This is a genomic window from Pseudolactococcus yaeyamensis (assembly GCF_054658615.1).
The window spans coordinates 17859-33974 of record NZ_BAAGGP010000027.1; the positions used below are offsets into that span (position 1 = coordinate 17859).

At 42.1% G+C, this 16116-nt stretch carries 18 protein-coding genes; all 18 read right to left on the reverse strand.

The window, feature by feature from the left end; all coding sequences use genetic code 11:
* Nucleotides 1-25: 25 nt before the first annotated feature.
* Nucleotides 26-334: a ribosome assembly RNA-binding protein YhbY gene (yhbY, locus tag ACYQ21_RS06935; protein ID WP_460056836.1), complete on the reverse strand. Its 309-nt coding sequence runs from the start codon at nt 332-334 to the stop codon at nt 26-28.
* Between the two features lie 224 nt (nt 335-558).
* Nucleotides 559-1236, reverse strand: coding sequence for a hypothetical protein (locus ACYQ21_RS06940; RefSeq protein WP_460056838.1), 678 nt, complete (start codon nt 1234-1236; stop codon nt 559-561).
* Between the two features lie 111 nt (nt 1237-1347).
* A complete protein-coding gene (gene yqeH, locus ACYQ21_RS06945; protein ID WP_460056841.1) occupies nt 1348-2484 on the reverse strand; it encodes a ribosome biogenesis GTPase YqeH in 1137 nt (378 codons plus the stop codon).
* On the reverse strand, nt 2466-2993 hold the full coding sequence (locus ACYQ21_RS06950) for a YqeG family HAD IIIA-type phosphatase (RefSeq protein WP_460056843.1): 528 nt from the start codon (nt 2991-2993) through the stop codon (nt 2466-2468). Before ACYQ21_RS06950 ends, yqeH begins: the two co-directional genes overlap by 19 nt.
* A 98-nt stretch (nt 2994-3091) precedes the next feature.
* Nucleotides 3092-4480 (reverse strand): DHA2 family efflux MFS transporter permease subunit, encoded by a 1389-nt coding sequence (locus ACYQ21_RS06955; protein WP_460056846.1) that lies wholly within the window; start codon nt 4478-4480, stop codon nt 3092-3094.
* 121 nt (nt 4481-4601) lie between these two features.
* Nucleotides 4602-5048: a MarR family transcriptional regulator gene (locus ACYQ21_RS06960; RefSeq protein ID WP_460056848.1), complete on the reverse strand. Its 447-nt coding sequence runs from the start codon at nt 5046-5048 to the stop codon at nt 4602-4604.
* A 246-nt stretch (nt 5049-5294) separates the two neighbouring features.
* Nucleotides 5295-6413, reverse strand: a complete 1119-nt coding sequence (gene dnaJ, locus ACYQ21_RS06965) for a molecular chaperone DnaJ (protein WP_460056850.1) — start codon at nt 6411-6413, stop codon at nt 5295-5297.
* Between the two features lie 111 nt (nt 6414-6524).
* Complete coding sequence (locus tag ACYQ21_RS06970) at nt 6525-7736, reverse strand: hypothetical protein (protein WP_460056853.1); 1212 nt, start codon at nt 7734-7736, stop codon at nt 6525-6527.
* A gap of 5 nt (nt 7737-7741) precedes the next feature.
* Nucleotides 7742-8569, reverse strand: coding sequence for an ATP-binding cassette domain-containing protein (locus ACYQ21_RS06975; protein WP_460056855.1), 828 nt, complete (start codon nt 8567-8569; stop codon nt 7742-7744).
* Nucleotides 8553-8909, reverse strand: a complete 357-nt coding sequence (locus ACYQ21_RS06980; RefSeq protein ID WP_460056858.1) for a GntR family transcriptional regulator — start codon at nt 8907-8909, stop codon at nt 8553-8555. Before ACYQ21_RS06980 ends, ACYQ21_RS06975 begins: the two co-directional genes overlap by 17 nt.
* A gap of 97 nt (nt 8910-9006) precedes the next feature.
* The gene (locus ACYQ21_RS06985) at nt 9007-9744 is read right to left on the reverse strand and encodes a lysophospholipid acyltransferase family protein (RefSeq protein WP_460056861.1); all 738 of its coding nucleotides are present in this window, start codon (nt 9742-9744) and stop codon (nt 9007-9009) included.
* Nucleotides 9745-10116: 372 nt separating this feature from the next.
* On the reverse strand, nt 10117-10776 hold the full coding sequence (locus ACYQ21_RS06990) for a CBS and ACT domain-containing protein (protein ID WP_460056864.1): 660 nt from the start codon (nt 10774-10776) through the stop codon (nt 10117-10119).
* A 128-nt stretch (nt 10777-10904) separates the two neighbouring features.
* A complete protein-coding gene (locus ACYQ21_RS06995; protein WP_460056867.1) occupies nt 10905-11789 on the reverse strand; it encodes a nucleoside hydrolase in 885 nt (294 codons plus the stop codon).
* On the reverse strand, nt 11782-12426 hold the full coding sequence (locus ACYQ21_RS07000; RefSeq protein ID WP_460056869.1) for a queuosine precursor transporter: 645 nt from the start codon (nt 12424-12426) through the stop codon (nt 11782-11784). Before ACYQ21_RS07000 ends, ACYQ21_RS06995 begins: the two co-directional genes overlap by 8 nt.
* Nucleotides 12427-12525: 99 nt before the next feature.
* Nucleotides 12526-13236, reverse strand: coding sequence for an ABC transporter ATP-binding protein (locus ACYQ21_RS07005; protein WP_460056872.1), 711 nt, complete (start codon nt 13234-13236; stop codon nt 12526-12528).
* Nucleotides 13236-14000 carry an ABC transporter ATP-binding protein gene (locus ACYQ21_RS07010; RefSeq protein WP_460056874.1) on the reverse strand — a complete coding sequence of 255 codons (765 nt, stop codon included), beginning with the start codon at nt 13998-14000 and terminating at the stop codon, nt 13236-13238. Before ACYQ21_RS07010 ends, ACYQ21_RS07005 begins: the two co-directional genes overlap by 1 nt.
* Nucleotides 14000-14959 (reverse strand): branched-chain amino acid ABC transporter permease, encoded by a 960-nt coding sequence (locus tag ACYQ21_RS07015; protein WP_460056876.1) that lies wholly within the window; start codon nt 14957-14959, stop codon nt 14000-14002. Before ACYQ21_RS07015 ends, ACYQ21_RS07010 begins: the two co-directional genes overlap by 1 nt.
* 4 nt (nt 14960-14963) lie before the next feature.
* The gene (locus tag ACYQ21_RS07020) at nt 14964-15845 is read right to left on the reverse strand and encodes a branched-chain amino acid ABC transporter permease (RefSeq protein ID WP_460056882.1); all 882 of its coding nucleotides are present in this window, start codon (nt 15843-15845) and stop codon (nt 14964-14966) included.
* Between the last annotated feature and the right edge of the window lie 271 nt (nt 15846-16116).

Sequence of the window (16116 nt, forward strand, 5' to 3'; positions counted from 1 at the left end):
TATCGGATCGCCTCAAAGACGAGGCTTATAAGTCTCTGACTTTGAGGGAGAGCTTGCGATTTTCGCGTTTTTCAGCCACTTTAAAGACAACTAAAATGCGACCAATTTTTTGCACCACATCAAATGACATCTCTTCGACCCCTTTTGCCACATCATGAATGTCAACATCAGAATTTTGTAGAATCGCCACTTTGATTAATTCACGGGCATCTAGCGCCTTGCGAATACTCGTCTTGATTTCATTGGTTAAACCACTCTTACCGACTTGAACAATCGGTGTCAAATGGTGCGCTTCCGCGCGGAGATAGCGTTTTTGTTTTCCTGTCAATGCCATAGTTATCTTTCTATATGTAACGTTAGACTCACTTAAGAGTATGTCTAGTCGCTTGTGTGCTGTCGATTCAAAATTTCAAATCTCTAAATCCAATTTTACCATAATTTAGAGGAAACAAAAAGGAAGGAATTACACCTCCCTTATTATTTATCAAAACTAATAGTTTTTTAATCCGACAGTCTGACTAAATCGCTGACGTGCTATTCTAATTTTTACCTCAGCGCTTATTTGCCAGTTCCACGTGCCTTGTTCACGGCATCAATTGCTGAATTGATTGCCGTTTGTGCTGTTATCAACGCTTGATTATACTCTTTGTTGAACTTCTCCACCATTTCATTTTGATTCACTTTAACAGTCTGGATATCCGTCAACATGTTCAAACTAATTTGGATATTTTCTTTAATTGCTGCGACATAGTTACCATAGGCTTTGGGTAGTGTGTCTAGTTTCGCTTTTGGTGCTGCTTGATCAATCGCTTTCAGATAACCATTCCCTTTGGCAATCAAAGCGTCAATTTCTACACAATGACTATCCACAACTGTTTGACCCTCTTCAGGTGAAATATTACCCGATACACCCCATTCATTGATTATCGCTGTCGTTAATCGGTTGGCTTCAGCGTCATATTTTTGGTAATCACTATTGCCATTAATCTCATCCATGACTGCTGTAATCGTATCTGACTTAGGCGTCTCAACCGTCAGCGCCGCATACATAAAAGTCCCGAAACTTGCAATCAAAACAAATAGTGCAATCAAAAATTTAATCAATTCACGTTTCCTATTTTTCCCAACAATAAATTGGATTAAAAAAACGAACATGACAACTAAAGCAACTGCCGCAATCCCAAGTCCGATATAGACAAACGGATTTTCCTGAAATAATAATCCTATCGTATTCATCGTCTTCCCTCAATACTTTCTTTAAATTTCATCAAAAAACCATCATAACATAAACTGATGATGGTTTCAATCAATATAAAATTTGAGGCAGTCAAAACTTGCCCTGTCGTTTTAAATCAAACTTTTCCTCACGACCACATCGCCCCCCTCAGGCACCCAAGCAGCAATAATCGCAGGTTTAGCCACGCGAATCCAACCTAGTCCTGAAAAGACAATGTCTGATTTACCTTTAATGGCAAACTCTTTTCGGATAAGTTTGGGGAAATCAGCCATGTCAGCTTCACGAGATGGCACTAACAGATTGCCTTTGTGTTTGGCGTAAAATTCATCTGCCTTTTCAAGTTTGGTTCTGTGAATCATCAGATGGTTGTCAAAGAAACCTGTAAAGCCTTGCTTTTCTCCTTTTAAGTAGTCAAAGCGTGCCAAGCCCCCCATGAATAAAGTCTGCCCCTCATTCAACTGATAAGTTTTCGGCTTAATTTCTTTCTTCGGACTGACTAATTTCAAGTCCTCAGGCCCGATGAAGTGCGCCATTTGATGCCGATGAATAATCCCCGGTGTATCAACGATAAAGCGACCGTCATCTAGCGGAATCTCGATTTTATCTAGGGTCGTCCCCGGAAAACGACTAGTCGTGATGACGTCACTGTCGCCTGTCGCATTTTTAATAATCGCATTGATTAAAGTTGATTTGCCGACATTGGTCACACCCACGACATAGACATCGCGACCTTCACGGTAATTTTCAATCTCATCTACAAGGTCTAAGATATCATCTCGATTGTAGGCGCTAGTCAAAACGACATCAACAGGGCGCAAGCCTTCTTCATAAGCACGTTCCCGCAACCAATTTCTCACTTTGCTTTCCTTGACTGATTTCGGTAAGATATCGCGTTTATTTCCGACTAGCAACACGTCATTTCCCGCAACAAAACGATGCAGACCCGGAATGACTGACCCATTGAAGTCAAAAATATCAACGACATTGACGACTAAAGCATTGGTGTTACCAACTTCCGTCAAGAGACGTAAAAACTCATCATCACTGATATTAACCGCCGCAATCTCATTATAGTGACGCAGACGGAAACAGCGCTGACAGTACAACTCGCCCGTTTCTAGCCCTTTTTCCAGTGCTGATTGGGGGGTATAACCGATGCCCACTTTATCTGCTGTCTGAATGACAGCCCCACAACCGATACACTGCAAAGCATCTAATTCCTCTGTTACTAAATCGTGTTCTGCCACTCAGGTTCTCCATATTTTTCTATTAACTTGCGCCACACGCGGCGCTCACGCACTCGATTAAACTTCGTATTCCACGCATCCGACTTGACCAAAGGCTGCACCAAGACACTGCGAACGCCAGCCCGCTTCGCCGCACGAATATCCGTCATCAGCTGATCGCCGACCATGACCGCATCCTCAGGCTTTTCACCCAAAAACGCAAGCGCTTTTTTGATGCCCATGTCAAAAGGCTTCATAGCACGACTGACAAACGGCACATCGAATCGCTCGACAGCTCTCTTGACGCGATCGTGATTGTTATTAGACACCACGATGACCTTGATATTTGTTGCTTTCATCTCTGCCAACCATGACCGCATTTCAGGCGTCCCATCAGGATTATCCCATGCCATCAAGGTATTATCTAAATCGACCAGCACCGCACGAACGCCATGCCGTCTCAAACTTTCGGCATCCAGCTGATAAGCAGCTGTCAGCAAAAAATCCGGTTTATAATTTTCAATGCTCATGGTTTCATTATAACACAAAAGCTCGCCAAGTTTGGCGAGCCATTGTGAAAAGGGAAGGTTATGAAAAATATTTTAGGAATGATTTTATTATATACTTGCTAACTTAACTGAACCTTATATGTTAAAAATAAAGCCGGTAAACTAATCAAGGCGAGAATGATTACCGATACTAAAAAGCCTGCATGAAAACCAGAAAGCGTGCCATTGGTTACTGTGACTGAGGCAACAACTGTCGCTAGAAGCGCTGTGCCAAACCCAGAGCCGAGGTTTTCAATCACATTGACGCCGACACTCGCTTGTGGTAATTCTTTTTCGTCAAGACCTGTATAGGCATCACTTGACAAAGGAATGGTAATACCACCAACGCTCATTCCACGAATGAAAAGGAGGCTAGATAGCCAAATCAGGCTGGTATGCGATGTGATGAAAACGAGTGGGAGAGAGCCGACGATTGAGAGAATGACACTGACTAGGACAACCTTTTTGGCTCCGACTTTATCAATCATGCGACCGATATAAGGGCGGGTGATTAACATCCCCAAACCTTGTGGCATCAGCGCGAGCGCTGCCTCAATCGGTGTCAACTCTAGCATATTTTGAAAAAATAAAGGAAGAATCAACATCGGGCCCATTATGGCAATGTTAGCGAGGAATAGGCCTACGCTAGTTGCTTTGAAGGTCGTGTAGCGAAAGAGTGTGAGAGGCAGAACGGTTTGGCTGGTCGTGTGGCGGTCATAGATGATATAAGCTAGCATCAGCGCGAAACCAAGGCCAAGCCAAATGAGTGTCGTCGGATTGGTAAAACTCGCTTGATCAGCTGCCTTGGAGACGCCGAAAATGAAGGCGATACTCATGGTTGCCAGAAGCAGGATACCGAGGCTATCCAAGCGACTTTCGCGATCAAAGGCAGGGAAATTTGGGAGATTTTTCATCATCAAGGGAACGGTAACCGCGACCACTGCGACATTGATGTAAAAAAGCCATTGCCAAGATGTCAATTCAATGATAAAACCGCCAAGCACTGGACCAAAGATTGGACCAAAAATCATGGGCGTTGTGACGATCGCAATCACTTTACCGATATTTTCAGGGCCAGCCGTTTTGACGAGTAAAGTGGACATCAGCGGTGTGATAATGCCTGCGCTGAAACCTTGCAGGAGACGGAAGAAAATGAAGACTTCAACGCGCCAGCTTAGCCCTGCTAGGACGGAGGTTAGGCCAAACATGATGACGGCAAGAATGAGCACTTTCTTGCCATTAAAATGATTCATCAACCAGCCAGAAACCGGTACAGCGACGGCTAGTGCAAGGATATAGCCTGTCATGGCCCATTGGATAGTGCCAAGACTTGTCGAAAAGTCCTGCGTTAGTTCTTTGACTGCGATATTAACCATGGTCGAGTCCAACATGGGGGCAATCGCTGCTAGCGTGAGTGTCCAAGCTGCTCGCATTGTTTGGTGCGGCATTTTATTTGGGATTGTTGTCATTGTTTAAGTTACCTTTCAGATGTTGACGGATTATTGTTTCCTTGTCAACATCGTTATTTTACCTTAATTTTGTTTCCTTGTCAACTATATTTATTCAAAAAAATAAAACCTATCAAAGGTCTCATTTTAAATCTTGATCTAAATGCTGATTATAAGCGTCAACAAAACGAAGGATTGTCGTTAAGTCGCAATCTGAAAAAGCCGCAAATACTTTTTGGTCCGCTGCGATGAAGTCTTGGTGTAGCTGACGATGAATGGCATCAATCTTTTGTCCTTCTGCAGTTAAGGAAAAGTAGAGCTCTTTTTTATTATCAGGCTTCTGATAACTGGTAATCATGCCTTTTTTTTCCAATTTTTTCGTGATCTTACTAATCGCCCCTCGCGTCATGTAAAGCGCCGCAGCAAGTCGTGTGACATTAGCATCTGGATGCAAAGCAATATATTCTATATAAGCAATTTCTGATAAGCTAAAACCTATCATTGCTTTTTCCATAATCGATTTCCGCAGTAGTAGAAGTTTATTATTCAGGTCAGTAATGCCAGTCATAATTTGTTCTGATTTTTCCATAGTTTTATTATAGCATATTTGTTTCCTGTGCAACATAAAACCTCTCGTCAAGTTTTAGCTTGATGAGAGGGTTTTATCTGAAAATCACGGTCGCACCGCTTCCAGTATCATGTGCTTTGAACTTATAGCTAACTTTCTAAGAAAAAAGATAATTTGTAGAACCTGCGCAAGCGCAGAACCTCAAATTCCTATTTTTCTACGAAAGTTTGCGACTTGCGTCGCACCGCTTCCAGTATCATGTTTTACTTAAATTCCTTTTTTCAACTTATCAAAGAAACCTTCTGGTTTCTGTGCTGAAACGCTTTGACCGCTTGCTTTGCCAAAGGCTACTAACGCTTCTTTTTGAGCATCATTGAGTTTCTTAGGTGTGACGATATTCACGATAACGTGTTGATCGCCAATACCTGTGCCACGAAGTTTAGGCGCCCCCTTACCACGTAAACGGAAATTTTGACCGGTTTGTGTGCCTGCTGGGATTTTCATCTTAACCTTGCCATGAACGGTCGGGATTTCAACTTCATCACCAAGCGCCGCTTGAACAAAGTCAATCGGCATATCATAGAAGATTTCAGAGCCATCACGTTCAAATTTATCAGATGCTGCGACATCAAAGACGACATAGAGATCGCCATAAGGGCCTTGGTTGACGCCAGCATCTCCGCCACCTTGCATCCGCATTTGTTGACCTGTTTCAACACCCGCTGGCACTTTAACCTTAACCTTATGTTCTTGTTTTTCATGACCCGAGCCATGACAAGTTGAACATTTTTCTTTGATTTCTTTACCAGTACCACGACACACATCACAAGTTGCTGTCGTCATCACACGACCAAGTGGTGTGTCACGCGCCACTTGTACTTGGCCTCGACCACCACACTTGGCACAAGTAATGGGCTGCGTACCCGGTTTCGCACCATTACCATGACAGGTATGACAGGCTTGCTCTCGTGGATAACTGATTTCTTTTTCAACACCAAAAATCGCCTCTTCAAATTTCAACTTCATGCGATATTGTAAATCGTCACCTTGACGTGGCGCAGTCGGATTGCTTTGCGCACCGCCGCCACCGAAAAATGATGAAAAAATGTCGTCAAAGCCGCCGAAACCGCCGCCTGAGAAGCCATCAAAGCCACCAAAACCGCCATTGGCTCCAGCTGTGCCATACTGGTCATAGGCTGCACGTTTTTGTTCATCACCTAGCGTGTCATAGGCCTCTTGAATCTCCTTATATTTGTCCTCTGCACCCGCTGCTTTGTTAATATCTGGGTGGTACTGTTTCGACAATTTACGATAAGCTTTTTTGATTTCGTCTTGGCTGGCAGACTTGCTGATGCCCAGACGAGCGTAGTATTCTGTGTTATTCATTTAGGCAAAACCTCTTTTATTTCAATTAGTATTTTTTAGTGTACATCCATTTTACCATGTTTGACCAATTTTGACAAAAAAATTAGCACTCTTTTTTCAGAGTGCTAATTCTTATTTTGAAAGCAGATGCCGAATATCTTTATTCAGAACTAATTTAGCAAATAAAATGACGATAACAATAGGGACAATCGTGTAAATCAAAGAATCCACCATGTTCCAGTTATTCCCTCGCAAAGCGAGCAATGGTACAAGAAAATCGAGTATCGTAAAGAAAACAATCAACAGATAGAACGCTAACCTCAGCTTTGGCAGTCGGATATAAGAACTATCTTGCTCTAACGAATACTTGGACTGTAGCCAGATTGTCACGGGAATTAAGATAGCAGTTGCTAGCAAAAATTCAAAGTAGCTTAAATTATTCAAAACGCTAACGCCTGTTAAGCCATATATTACACTGAGTGTCATTCCAAAAACAGCTAGGGCACAAACAAAGGTAATGACTTTATAGATTGGGTTGCCAACCAGTGCGTGAACAAAACTCGCTAAAATCACTAGCAATAACATCTGAGCTAGGAAATCTGTTGAATAATTCAGGATAGCCGACCAAGGAATCACTACAAACTTCGCAGGGATAAACATAGACCGTGTTAATTGTGTTAAAACAGACAGACAAATTGTTAAAATAAAGGGGATAATTAGCCAATACACGGCTTGAGTAGTGAGTAAAAAACCAGCATGACCAGTCCTAGATCGCATGAAAGCAGGTAATTTCTTCCATTGATCAAACATCAACATCAAACTATAGATAACAACAATCACTAAAAGTGGGGCACCAATTAAGGCAACAGCATTTAAGGAAACTTCGATAGATTTATCTGGTCGACTCACCAAGATTTGATTGCTACTGGCAAAGCCATCTTTATAGGCATGTCTATCCGTTGGTACGTAGTAAGCCAGCTGACGCTCTCTAAATGTTTCAAACTTAGCCGGCATCAGTTTATAATAAGCACTAGGTGACACACCAGCCTGTTTTTTGACAACTTCACCGTCGATATCGCTATCAGAAATAATCAGATTCAGATAGTCATTGGCGCCTTCATATTTGTCATAAACATCCATATGACTCGCCTGTTCTGTCCCTAAGTAATCACGGATTTGATAATATTCTTTCGCAGAGAAATACTTGTCAAATTGTTTTTCCCAAGTATGCCAGTTGCCACTATCCACGACCATGCCGACCATACCAGCTAGAATAATAAGGCTGTAAAAAGCAATTAGCCATCCCTTACGTAATCTATAATATGCTGTCATTACATTTTTCATTAACCTTACCCCAGTTCCTTTCTGAAAATATCCTCAGTCGTCACAGATAAAATCTCGACAAATTTATAGGTCGTTGTATCTGTAAAAATCGCAGGGATCAACGACTCTGAAATCAAAGCCACATAGACACGCCCTCTTTTTTCAAGGATTGTCGCAACATTTGTCAAGTTAGACGCGAGTTCATCCCCCTCATAAACAAATTGAATTTTGACAATATCCGTCTCATTTTCTTGCTCAATGACATAGCTGTCATTAATCAGTAATATTCTATCTGCCAGACTGTCTAATTCAGCTAGATTATGCGTGGCAATGATGACACCGCGTCCCTCATCCACCGCTTCAAGTAACAAGGTCTTAAAGTAATCTTTGACAAAGACATCCAAACCATCTAAGGGTTCATCAAATAGCAAATAGTGAGCTTGACTGGCAATACCTGCCGCGATATAAATCAAAGCCTTTTGTCCTTTTGAAAAACTTGCGATGGTTTTATTCAAAGGTAACTTTTGTGAGCAGAGTATCTCTTCAAAACGCTCACGATTAAATTTAGGATAAAAAACTGCTAAAACATCTGCTGCCACTATCGCCGTGTAACTTTGCATCCAATTCGACAAGGTATCCAGATAAAAAACAGAGGCTCGACCCATTTCATCAAATTGAATTTGACCACTTTCTGGCTGCATTTCACCGGCAATCAGTCGCATTAATGTCGTTTTCCCAACACCGTTACGCCCGACAAGACCAAGGATACTGCCACCTACCATGTCAAAGGTCACATTTTCTAATATCGGATTGCCTTCAATTGTTTTGCTTACATTGTTAACGCTCAAAGTCATGATAAACTCCTTCTACTAATTTTAAAACAGCCGTTTTTTTGATATGGTTATCTCGCATTTCTTGTAGCAAGTCACGACAATTCTCTGTTAGCTCTGCCATACGCAAACTTTGTAATTGTTCAGCATCATCACTTACAAAATTACCCTTACTAGGAATCGAGATAATCACACCTTCATTTTCCAAAGTCTTATACACTTTGACCGCTGTGTTGGGATTAATTTGTTTTTCCAGCGCAAACTTTCGCACACTCGGCAACTTATCCCCGGGTTGAATAATGCCAGCCGCAATCTCATGCTTAATCTGATAAGCCAGTTGTTCATATATCGCTAATTTATTCATGGTCATCCTTTCTTTTTGTATTATATGTACCATTATAGGTGGTACACTTGATTTTGTCAAGCCTTAAGTTTTAAAAAAATAAAAAAACCATGACAGCTCATGATTTTTTCAACTTCTTATGAATAGGTGCTGCCACCATGGTAAAGAGGACAGTTAGCAGTGTAATGATAATGGCTGGAATCAGCAAAATCAAACGTGGGATATAACCAAAAATCATCCGACGATGTGTGCCTTTTGTCGCTTCTAACTCGGCATCCAAACGGTCAAACTCTGATTCGATACGGCGTGCAACTTCAGCGATACCTGCCTCATCCATTTTTTTGATATCCGAAATATCAATAGCATTCCCGAAATTCATATCTACCTGCTCGCGTTTCGCCAGAGCCTTGAAACTCATCGGCCCTTGGTAAACAGCAGGTAAAATACGGACTTTCGCCATTTTGGCAATGACGGCAACACCGCCTTTGACGTCTGTCGAATGACGAGAGCCAGAAGGAAACATAATCAATGAACGGTTAGAGGTTTTGAGGACTTTTGTAGGATATTTGATGGTGCTAGGTCCCGGATGGTCTCGGTCAATCGGGAAGGCACCACACTTCTCAATCCAATAGCCGAAAAAGGCATTTTTAAAGAGCTCTTTTTTTGCCATGAAGATAAATTCTTTAGGCTTGGTCGCAAAGGCCATGTAAACGGGATCCCACCAAGTTCTGTGTGGGGCGACGAGGATATAATTTTCAGACGGGTCTAAAATTTTATCTTTGTTATGGTAGTGCGCATTGCCGTTGAGCATCCACAAGAGGAAGGCGACGAAATTTCTAAGGTAAATGTAAAACATAATTCTTCCTTTCTGCGCTTTTACTTCGCAAAAGCTTAAAACTTGACCTTCGCTGGCGCTTCGTCCAAGCGGGGTCATTCGCGAACCGAGGCCGCTCAAAGGCTTTCTGCGCTTTTACTTCGCAAAAGCTTGAAACTTGACCTTCGCTGGCGCTTCGTCCAAGCGGGGTCATTCGCGAACTGAGGCCGCTCAAAGGCTTTCTGCGCTTTTATTTCGCAAAAGCTTAAAACTTGACCTTCGCTGGCGCTTCGTTCAAGCGGGGTCATTCGCGAACTGAGGCCGCTCAAAGGCTTTATTTACAGGGTATTTTATGCTATAAAAAATAGACTTACTCGTCTATTTTATCATATTTATCTGAAATTGCGCAGTGCTTTATCTAACTAGCTTATTTTCAGTTTCGTGAATTTCGTCAACTTCAAATCCTGCTGCAACAAAAGCTTGCTCAATCTCTTCTGGTCTGAGTTGACCTGTCAACTGCATCTCAACAACAGTTTTTTTGTTTTCAGTATTGATTTGGACGATACTTCTGACATCCAAGGCTTTTTCAGCCAAAAGATCTGCTACTTTTGCCAATGAGCCCATCACATCAGGCATGAGCAGACGTACACGAACACCTGCCTCACCGTATCCTGCGATTTTCAAAAAAGCACCGAAAACATCCTTATCTGTAATCACACCGCTGATTTGTTCATTATCTACAACTGGCAAGACACCGATATTATTTTGACGCATGCGATAGACGGCATCTTCTAATGAGGCATATTTCGAAATCGTCAAGACTTCACGAATCATCACTTCGCCGACTGTTGTTTTATTCAGTAAATAGTTCATCTCATAGACTGATAAAGAGGTTGCCACGGAAGGACTTGCTTTCTCTATCGTGCCAGCTGTCACTAGTCCGACTAATTTATCATTTTCAATCACAGGTAGTCGGTGAATCCCTTGTTCTTTCATGATATCAGCAGCTTTTGCTACCTTAGTCGTTGGAGAGACGTAGATGACTTTTTTGGTCATAAAATCTTTTACTGCCATAATTGTTACTCCTTTTCCTATTTGCTTGATTGAACACAACCTATATCTTTAGCTTTATTTTACCACGATTATTCATATCAAGCGCATCATAACTTCGTACTTTATGTTTTAACCATACTATTGACTGATTAATTCAAGACTTGTTTTTTTATCCGTGCTTTTATCTTACTAATATCCGACACTGCTATTAAAGCCTGATTCAAACGGTAATCATTATCTTGTGAGACAATCGTCTGCCCCCGATGCTCGCCTTCTTCGATTAACACGTCAAGCCTTAATTTTTGGCAACTATAATCGTCAGGATATAGCAGATAATCAACAACCAGTGGATCATTAATAACTGCGCCATAGAAGTTTTCATATTTTTGGTGAAATTCAAAATAAAAACGTAAGATTTCTAAATCTGTTTCATCAACAACATCCTCGGGATAGAATTTAAGTTTTCTCGTCACATCAAGACCTACCATGATCACATCGAGATGATTTAAAACAAGCTTAGCACTTTCTGGATCTACCCAATAATTGTACTCGGAAAACTCACTCATGTTTCCTTGCTCATAGAGATTACCACCCATGCTAATGATCTTAAAAGATTTGGCAAGTGTTGGATTAAGTAAATAACTATCTGCGATATTCGTCAATGGTCCTAGCGCTAAAATGGTACAGTCCGCATGTGCTAGTAAAAATTCACTGGCGCTTTCAGTTGCAATTGTCTTATCAAGTAAATGATAATCACTAAAATACCCTAAACCATATTGCCCATGTGTATCTTCGGCATCTCTAAAAAATTTAACGAGTGGTCTGCCTCGCCCAATATGAATGAGCAAATCAAACCGATTTTCCTGATATAAAATTTCCTTTAGATTATTAACACCCTTATCATCAGCAACATTACCACTGACCACACTAAAGCCTAGCACCTCAATTTCAGGAGTTCTGAGCGCATAACGAATGGCGAGCATGTCATCAATACCGGGATCACAATCAATGATTACTTTTAATTTTTTAGTCATGAATTTGTCGGTGTAATTGTTTGGCAATTTTCTCAGTATGTGCGACAAGAATACCTTCCACACATAGTTTCAAAATATATTGCGTCACAATCATTGATATCAAAATAGACATCGGCATCAAGCCAGCAAACATCAAAAAAGTGACTAAAACAGAATCGCCCAATTCACCAATCATCGTCGATACCCAAGCGCGCCGCTTAAAGCCTGCACCTCGATTTTTCATGGCTTCAAAGACATAAGCATTTAAGGTAGTCCCGACTAATAAGGCAATGACACCTGAAATCGCTGCTCTTGGACTAAAGGCAAAGAGCACTCTTGCTGCTGATGCGTACTCAGGACTGATGTTTGGCACAAAAGTCGTCATGTAAGAAATCACTGCCAATATTGTAAACAAAAGTGATGCGATAACTGATAATTTGATTGCTTTTTTCTTACCGAAAAATTCTGCTGCCAAATCGTTAATGATATAGACTAAAGGAAAGAAAATATCTCCACCCGTTAGGGTCAATTCAAAATTAAAGATATGCATTGGCTGAAAGACAATACCAACATTGATATTTGCCCATGCAGCCAAAAAGAACGTTGCTGTAAACAAGACACCGTAGAGTCCTGCTTTTGAGGTAATTTGATTAAACATGTTACTCCTTTTTGATTTTCGGGGTGAGGGAACCCGTCGTTTTATTTTTTACTCTATATCTCAAAAGCCGATATTTTATATCTTGCCTTTTGAGGGTTGTTAGCCACCCAGATAAGCCTTACGGACTTCATCAGAGGCCAGTAATTCCTTACCGGTACCAGATAAGATGACTTTACCTGTCTCCAAAACATAACCACGGTCAGCGATTGAGAGTGCCATATTGGCATTTTGCTCAATCAATAAAACCGTCGTCCCTTGTTTTTGGATGTCTTTGATAATCTCAAAAATTTCTTGAATGAAAATGGGTGCCAAACCCATTGATGGCTCGTCCAACAACAAAAGTTTCGGTTGGCTCATCAAGGCACGACCCATGGCAAGCATTTGTTGCTCGCCACCTGAAAGGGTTGCCGCATCTTGGTTTTTACGTTCTTCCAGACGCGGGAAACGTTGGAAGACGTGTTTAAGATTTTGCGTATTTTCTTCCCGATTTTTACGTAAGAAAGCACCCATTTCCAAGTTTTCTAAGACAGAGAGACCCGGGAAAACATGACGACCTTCTGGCACTTGAGACAGACCACTCGCCACGATTTTTTGAGCGGGTGTTTTTTGAATCTCTTGACCTTCGAAGGTAATCGTACCGTTAGAAGGTCTCACAAGACCTGAAATCGTTCGAAGAATCGAGGTTTTTCCAGCACCATTGGCCCCGATCAGGGATACAACTTCGCCTTGATTGACCTCAAAAGAGACATCACGGACACCTTGGATGACACCATAATGGACGTCAAGGTTTTTTACTTCTAACATCGCCATTATGCTTCTCCTCCTAGGTACGCTTCAATAACGCGTTTATTATTTTTGATTTCGTCTGGTGTCCCATGTGCAATCAGACGACCGTATTCCAGCACATAAATCCGCTCTGTGACATTCATCACCAAGCTCATATCATGCTCAATCAAGAGAATGGTAATGTTAAACTGCTGCTGAATTTGCTTGATCAAAGCTGTCAACTCCGCTGTTTCCTGCGGATTCATACCAGCTGCTGGCTCGTCTAAAAATAAAATTTTAGGCTGTGTCGCAAGCGCCCGAACGATTTCCAAACGACGTTGTTCACCATAAGGCAAGTTTTTCGCTAGACTGTCATATTTGACATCTAAATCAAAGATAGCCAATAATTCCAACGCTTCTTTTGTCATCTCTGCTTCTTGCTTATAATAACCCGGCAAGCGGAAAAATGACTCGATGAGTTTAGATTTTTTACGCGTCCCCATGGCAATCAAAACATTATCCAGCACGCTCAAATCTTTGAACAGGCGGATATTTTGGAAGGTCCGTGATAGACCCGCAGCAGCGATTTTATAAGTCGGCATACCGTTTAGGATTTTACCATCTAAATTCACCGTGCCTTCTGATGGCTCATACACCCCCGTCAAAAGGTTAAACAATGTCGTTTTGCCCGCACCATTTGGGCCAATCAAGCCAACAAGCTCAGAAGCGCCAAGTTCGATATTAACATCTCCGACGGCCGTCAAACCACCGAAATTTTTCGTTAGATTTTTAACTTCAAGAAGTGCCATTATTTAGCCTCCTTATTTTCTTTTTGATTAAAAAAACGTGAGAGTTTGAATTCCCATGTGCCAAGCAGACCACCCGGACGGAAAATCATCACGAGAATTAGAACAAGTGAGTAGATAATCATTCGGATAGCGCCGAAATCTTGGAGGAACATATTCAGTAAACCTAAGATAATGGCTGCGATGATGGTCCCTGTGATAGATCCTAAACCACCAAGTACCACGATAATCAAGGCATCAACAGATTTCATCCATGTGAAATCTTTCGGTGTGACCGTTCCGATGAAACCTGCGTACAGACTCCCGGCAATGGCTGTCACCATGGCGCCGAGGGTAAATGCAATGACTTTGACGCGAGTGACGTTGACACCCATGGATTCAGAGGCGATTTCGTCCTCACGTACTGAAAGTGTCGCACGACCTGATGGCGAATTGATAAAGTTCAGAATCAAAACAATGATGGTAACGGCAAAGATGAAGGTCATGCCCCAGTCTGTAAAGAGGATAATCCCTGATAGACCTGCTGCGCCATTAGTCAAATCGCCACCATTCATGATGAGGATACGAATGATTTCTGACACACCCAGTGTCGCAATCGCCAGATAGTCCCCCTTCAAACGGAGCGTTGGATAGCCAACGATGACCGCAACGACACCGGCAACAAGCGCGCCAATCAGCATTGACAAGAAAATCGTCCCCCAAGTTGGCGCCATGCGTGCAGTGACGATGGCAGAGGTATAGGCACCAATCGCCATGAACCCAGCCGAACCAAAGGAGAATTGTCCCGTGAAGCCGATGACGAGGTTGAGGCCGACAGCAACAATCAGGTTAATCCCGATTTGCGTGATGATTTGTGCGACAAAGGCATTGATAATGCCTACGCTAATCAGGGCGAAAAGCAGCGCATAAACAGCGGCAATAATCGCCAGCCAGATGATGTTTGTTTTTAGATTTTTTTTCATCAGCCTACACCTTCTCTTTCACGTTTTTGCCGAGAATGCCGGCAGGACGAATTAAAAGAATGATAATGAGGACAGCGTAAACCACGGCATCTTTGTAACCTGCAACCCATGAAAGTTTACCCGGCAAGGACTGTGCCACTGTTTCGAGTAGGCCAATAACAATCCCACCAAGCGCAGCACCGGGGATAATTCCAATCCCACCGAGAACGGCAGCGACAAAGGCTTTAAGACCCGGCGCCATGCCCATGAGTGGGTCGATAGAGCCGTAGTAAAGACCTATCAAGACACCAGCTGCACCCGCAAGCGCTGAACCTAGGGCAAAGGTAAAGCTAATCGTCCGATCGACATTAATCCCCATGAGACGGGCAGCATCAGCCTCAACAGAGACCGCGCGCATGGCTTTCCCCATCTTCGTTTTCTTGACGATGAGCTGCAAGAGTACCATCAAAATGACAGCTGTTACCAAAATCATCAACTGAACATTGGTAATGGTAATGCCCGCAAAGCTATATTTCGTGACTTTGATGGCACTCGGGAACTGGCGTGAGGCAGAGCCTACGAAATAAATCATGACATTTTCAAGTAAAAATGACACACCGATTGCCGTAATCAGAGCTGCGACTTTAGTCGATTTCCGCAAAGGACGATAGGCTAGAAATTCGATAGCCATTCCTAATAGGGCACAACCCGCCATTGATAAAATCAAGGCGATGAAAAAGTTCAGGTGTAAGCTGTTAATCAAATAGTAGCCCATAAAAGCGCCCATCATATAAACATCGCCGTGCGCAAAGTTAATCAGCTTGATAATCCCGTAAACCATGGTGTAACCAAGCGCAATCAGCGCATAGACACTCCCGAGAATCAAGCCGTTGACAATAATTTGCATTGCTTTTCTCCATTTTATATTTATTTATGTCAGACCTCTAACGTTAGCTGATGACCTCATCTTATAACGTATCGTCGGACAAGACAATTATTTTACCATTTTACCATAATTTTCAGAAAATTCAAGTTAATCACTTGATTTAACCACGGTCGTTTCATAAATTAGTCTTGAAAAATTAACCAAAAGTGCTACACTGCCATTAGGAGAACAATATGACACTACAAGAAAAATTTATGATTATAGAAGATTCACGAGATGAAAGATACGTTAA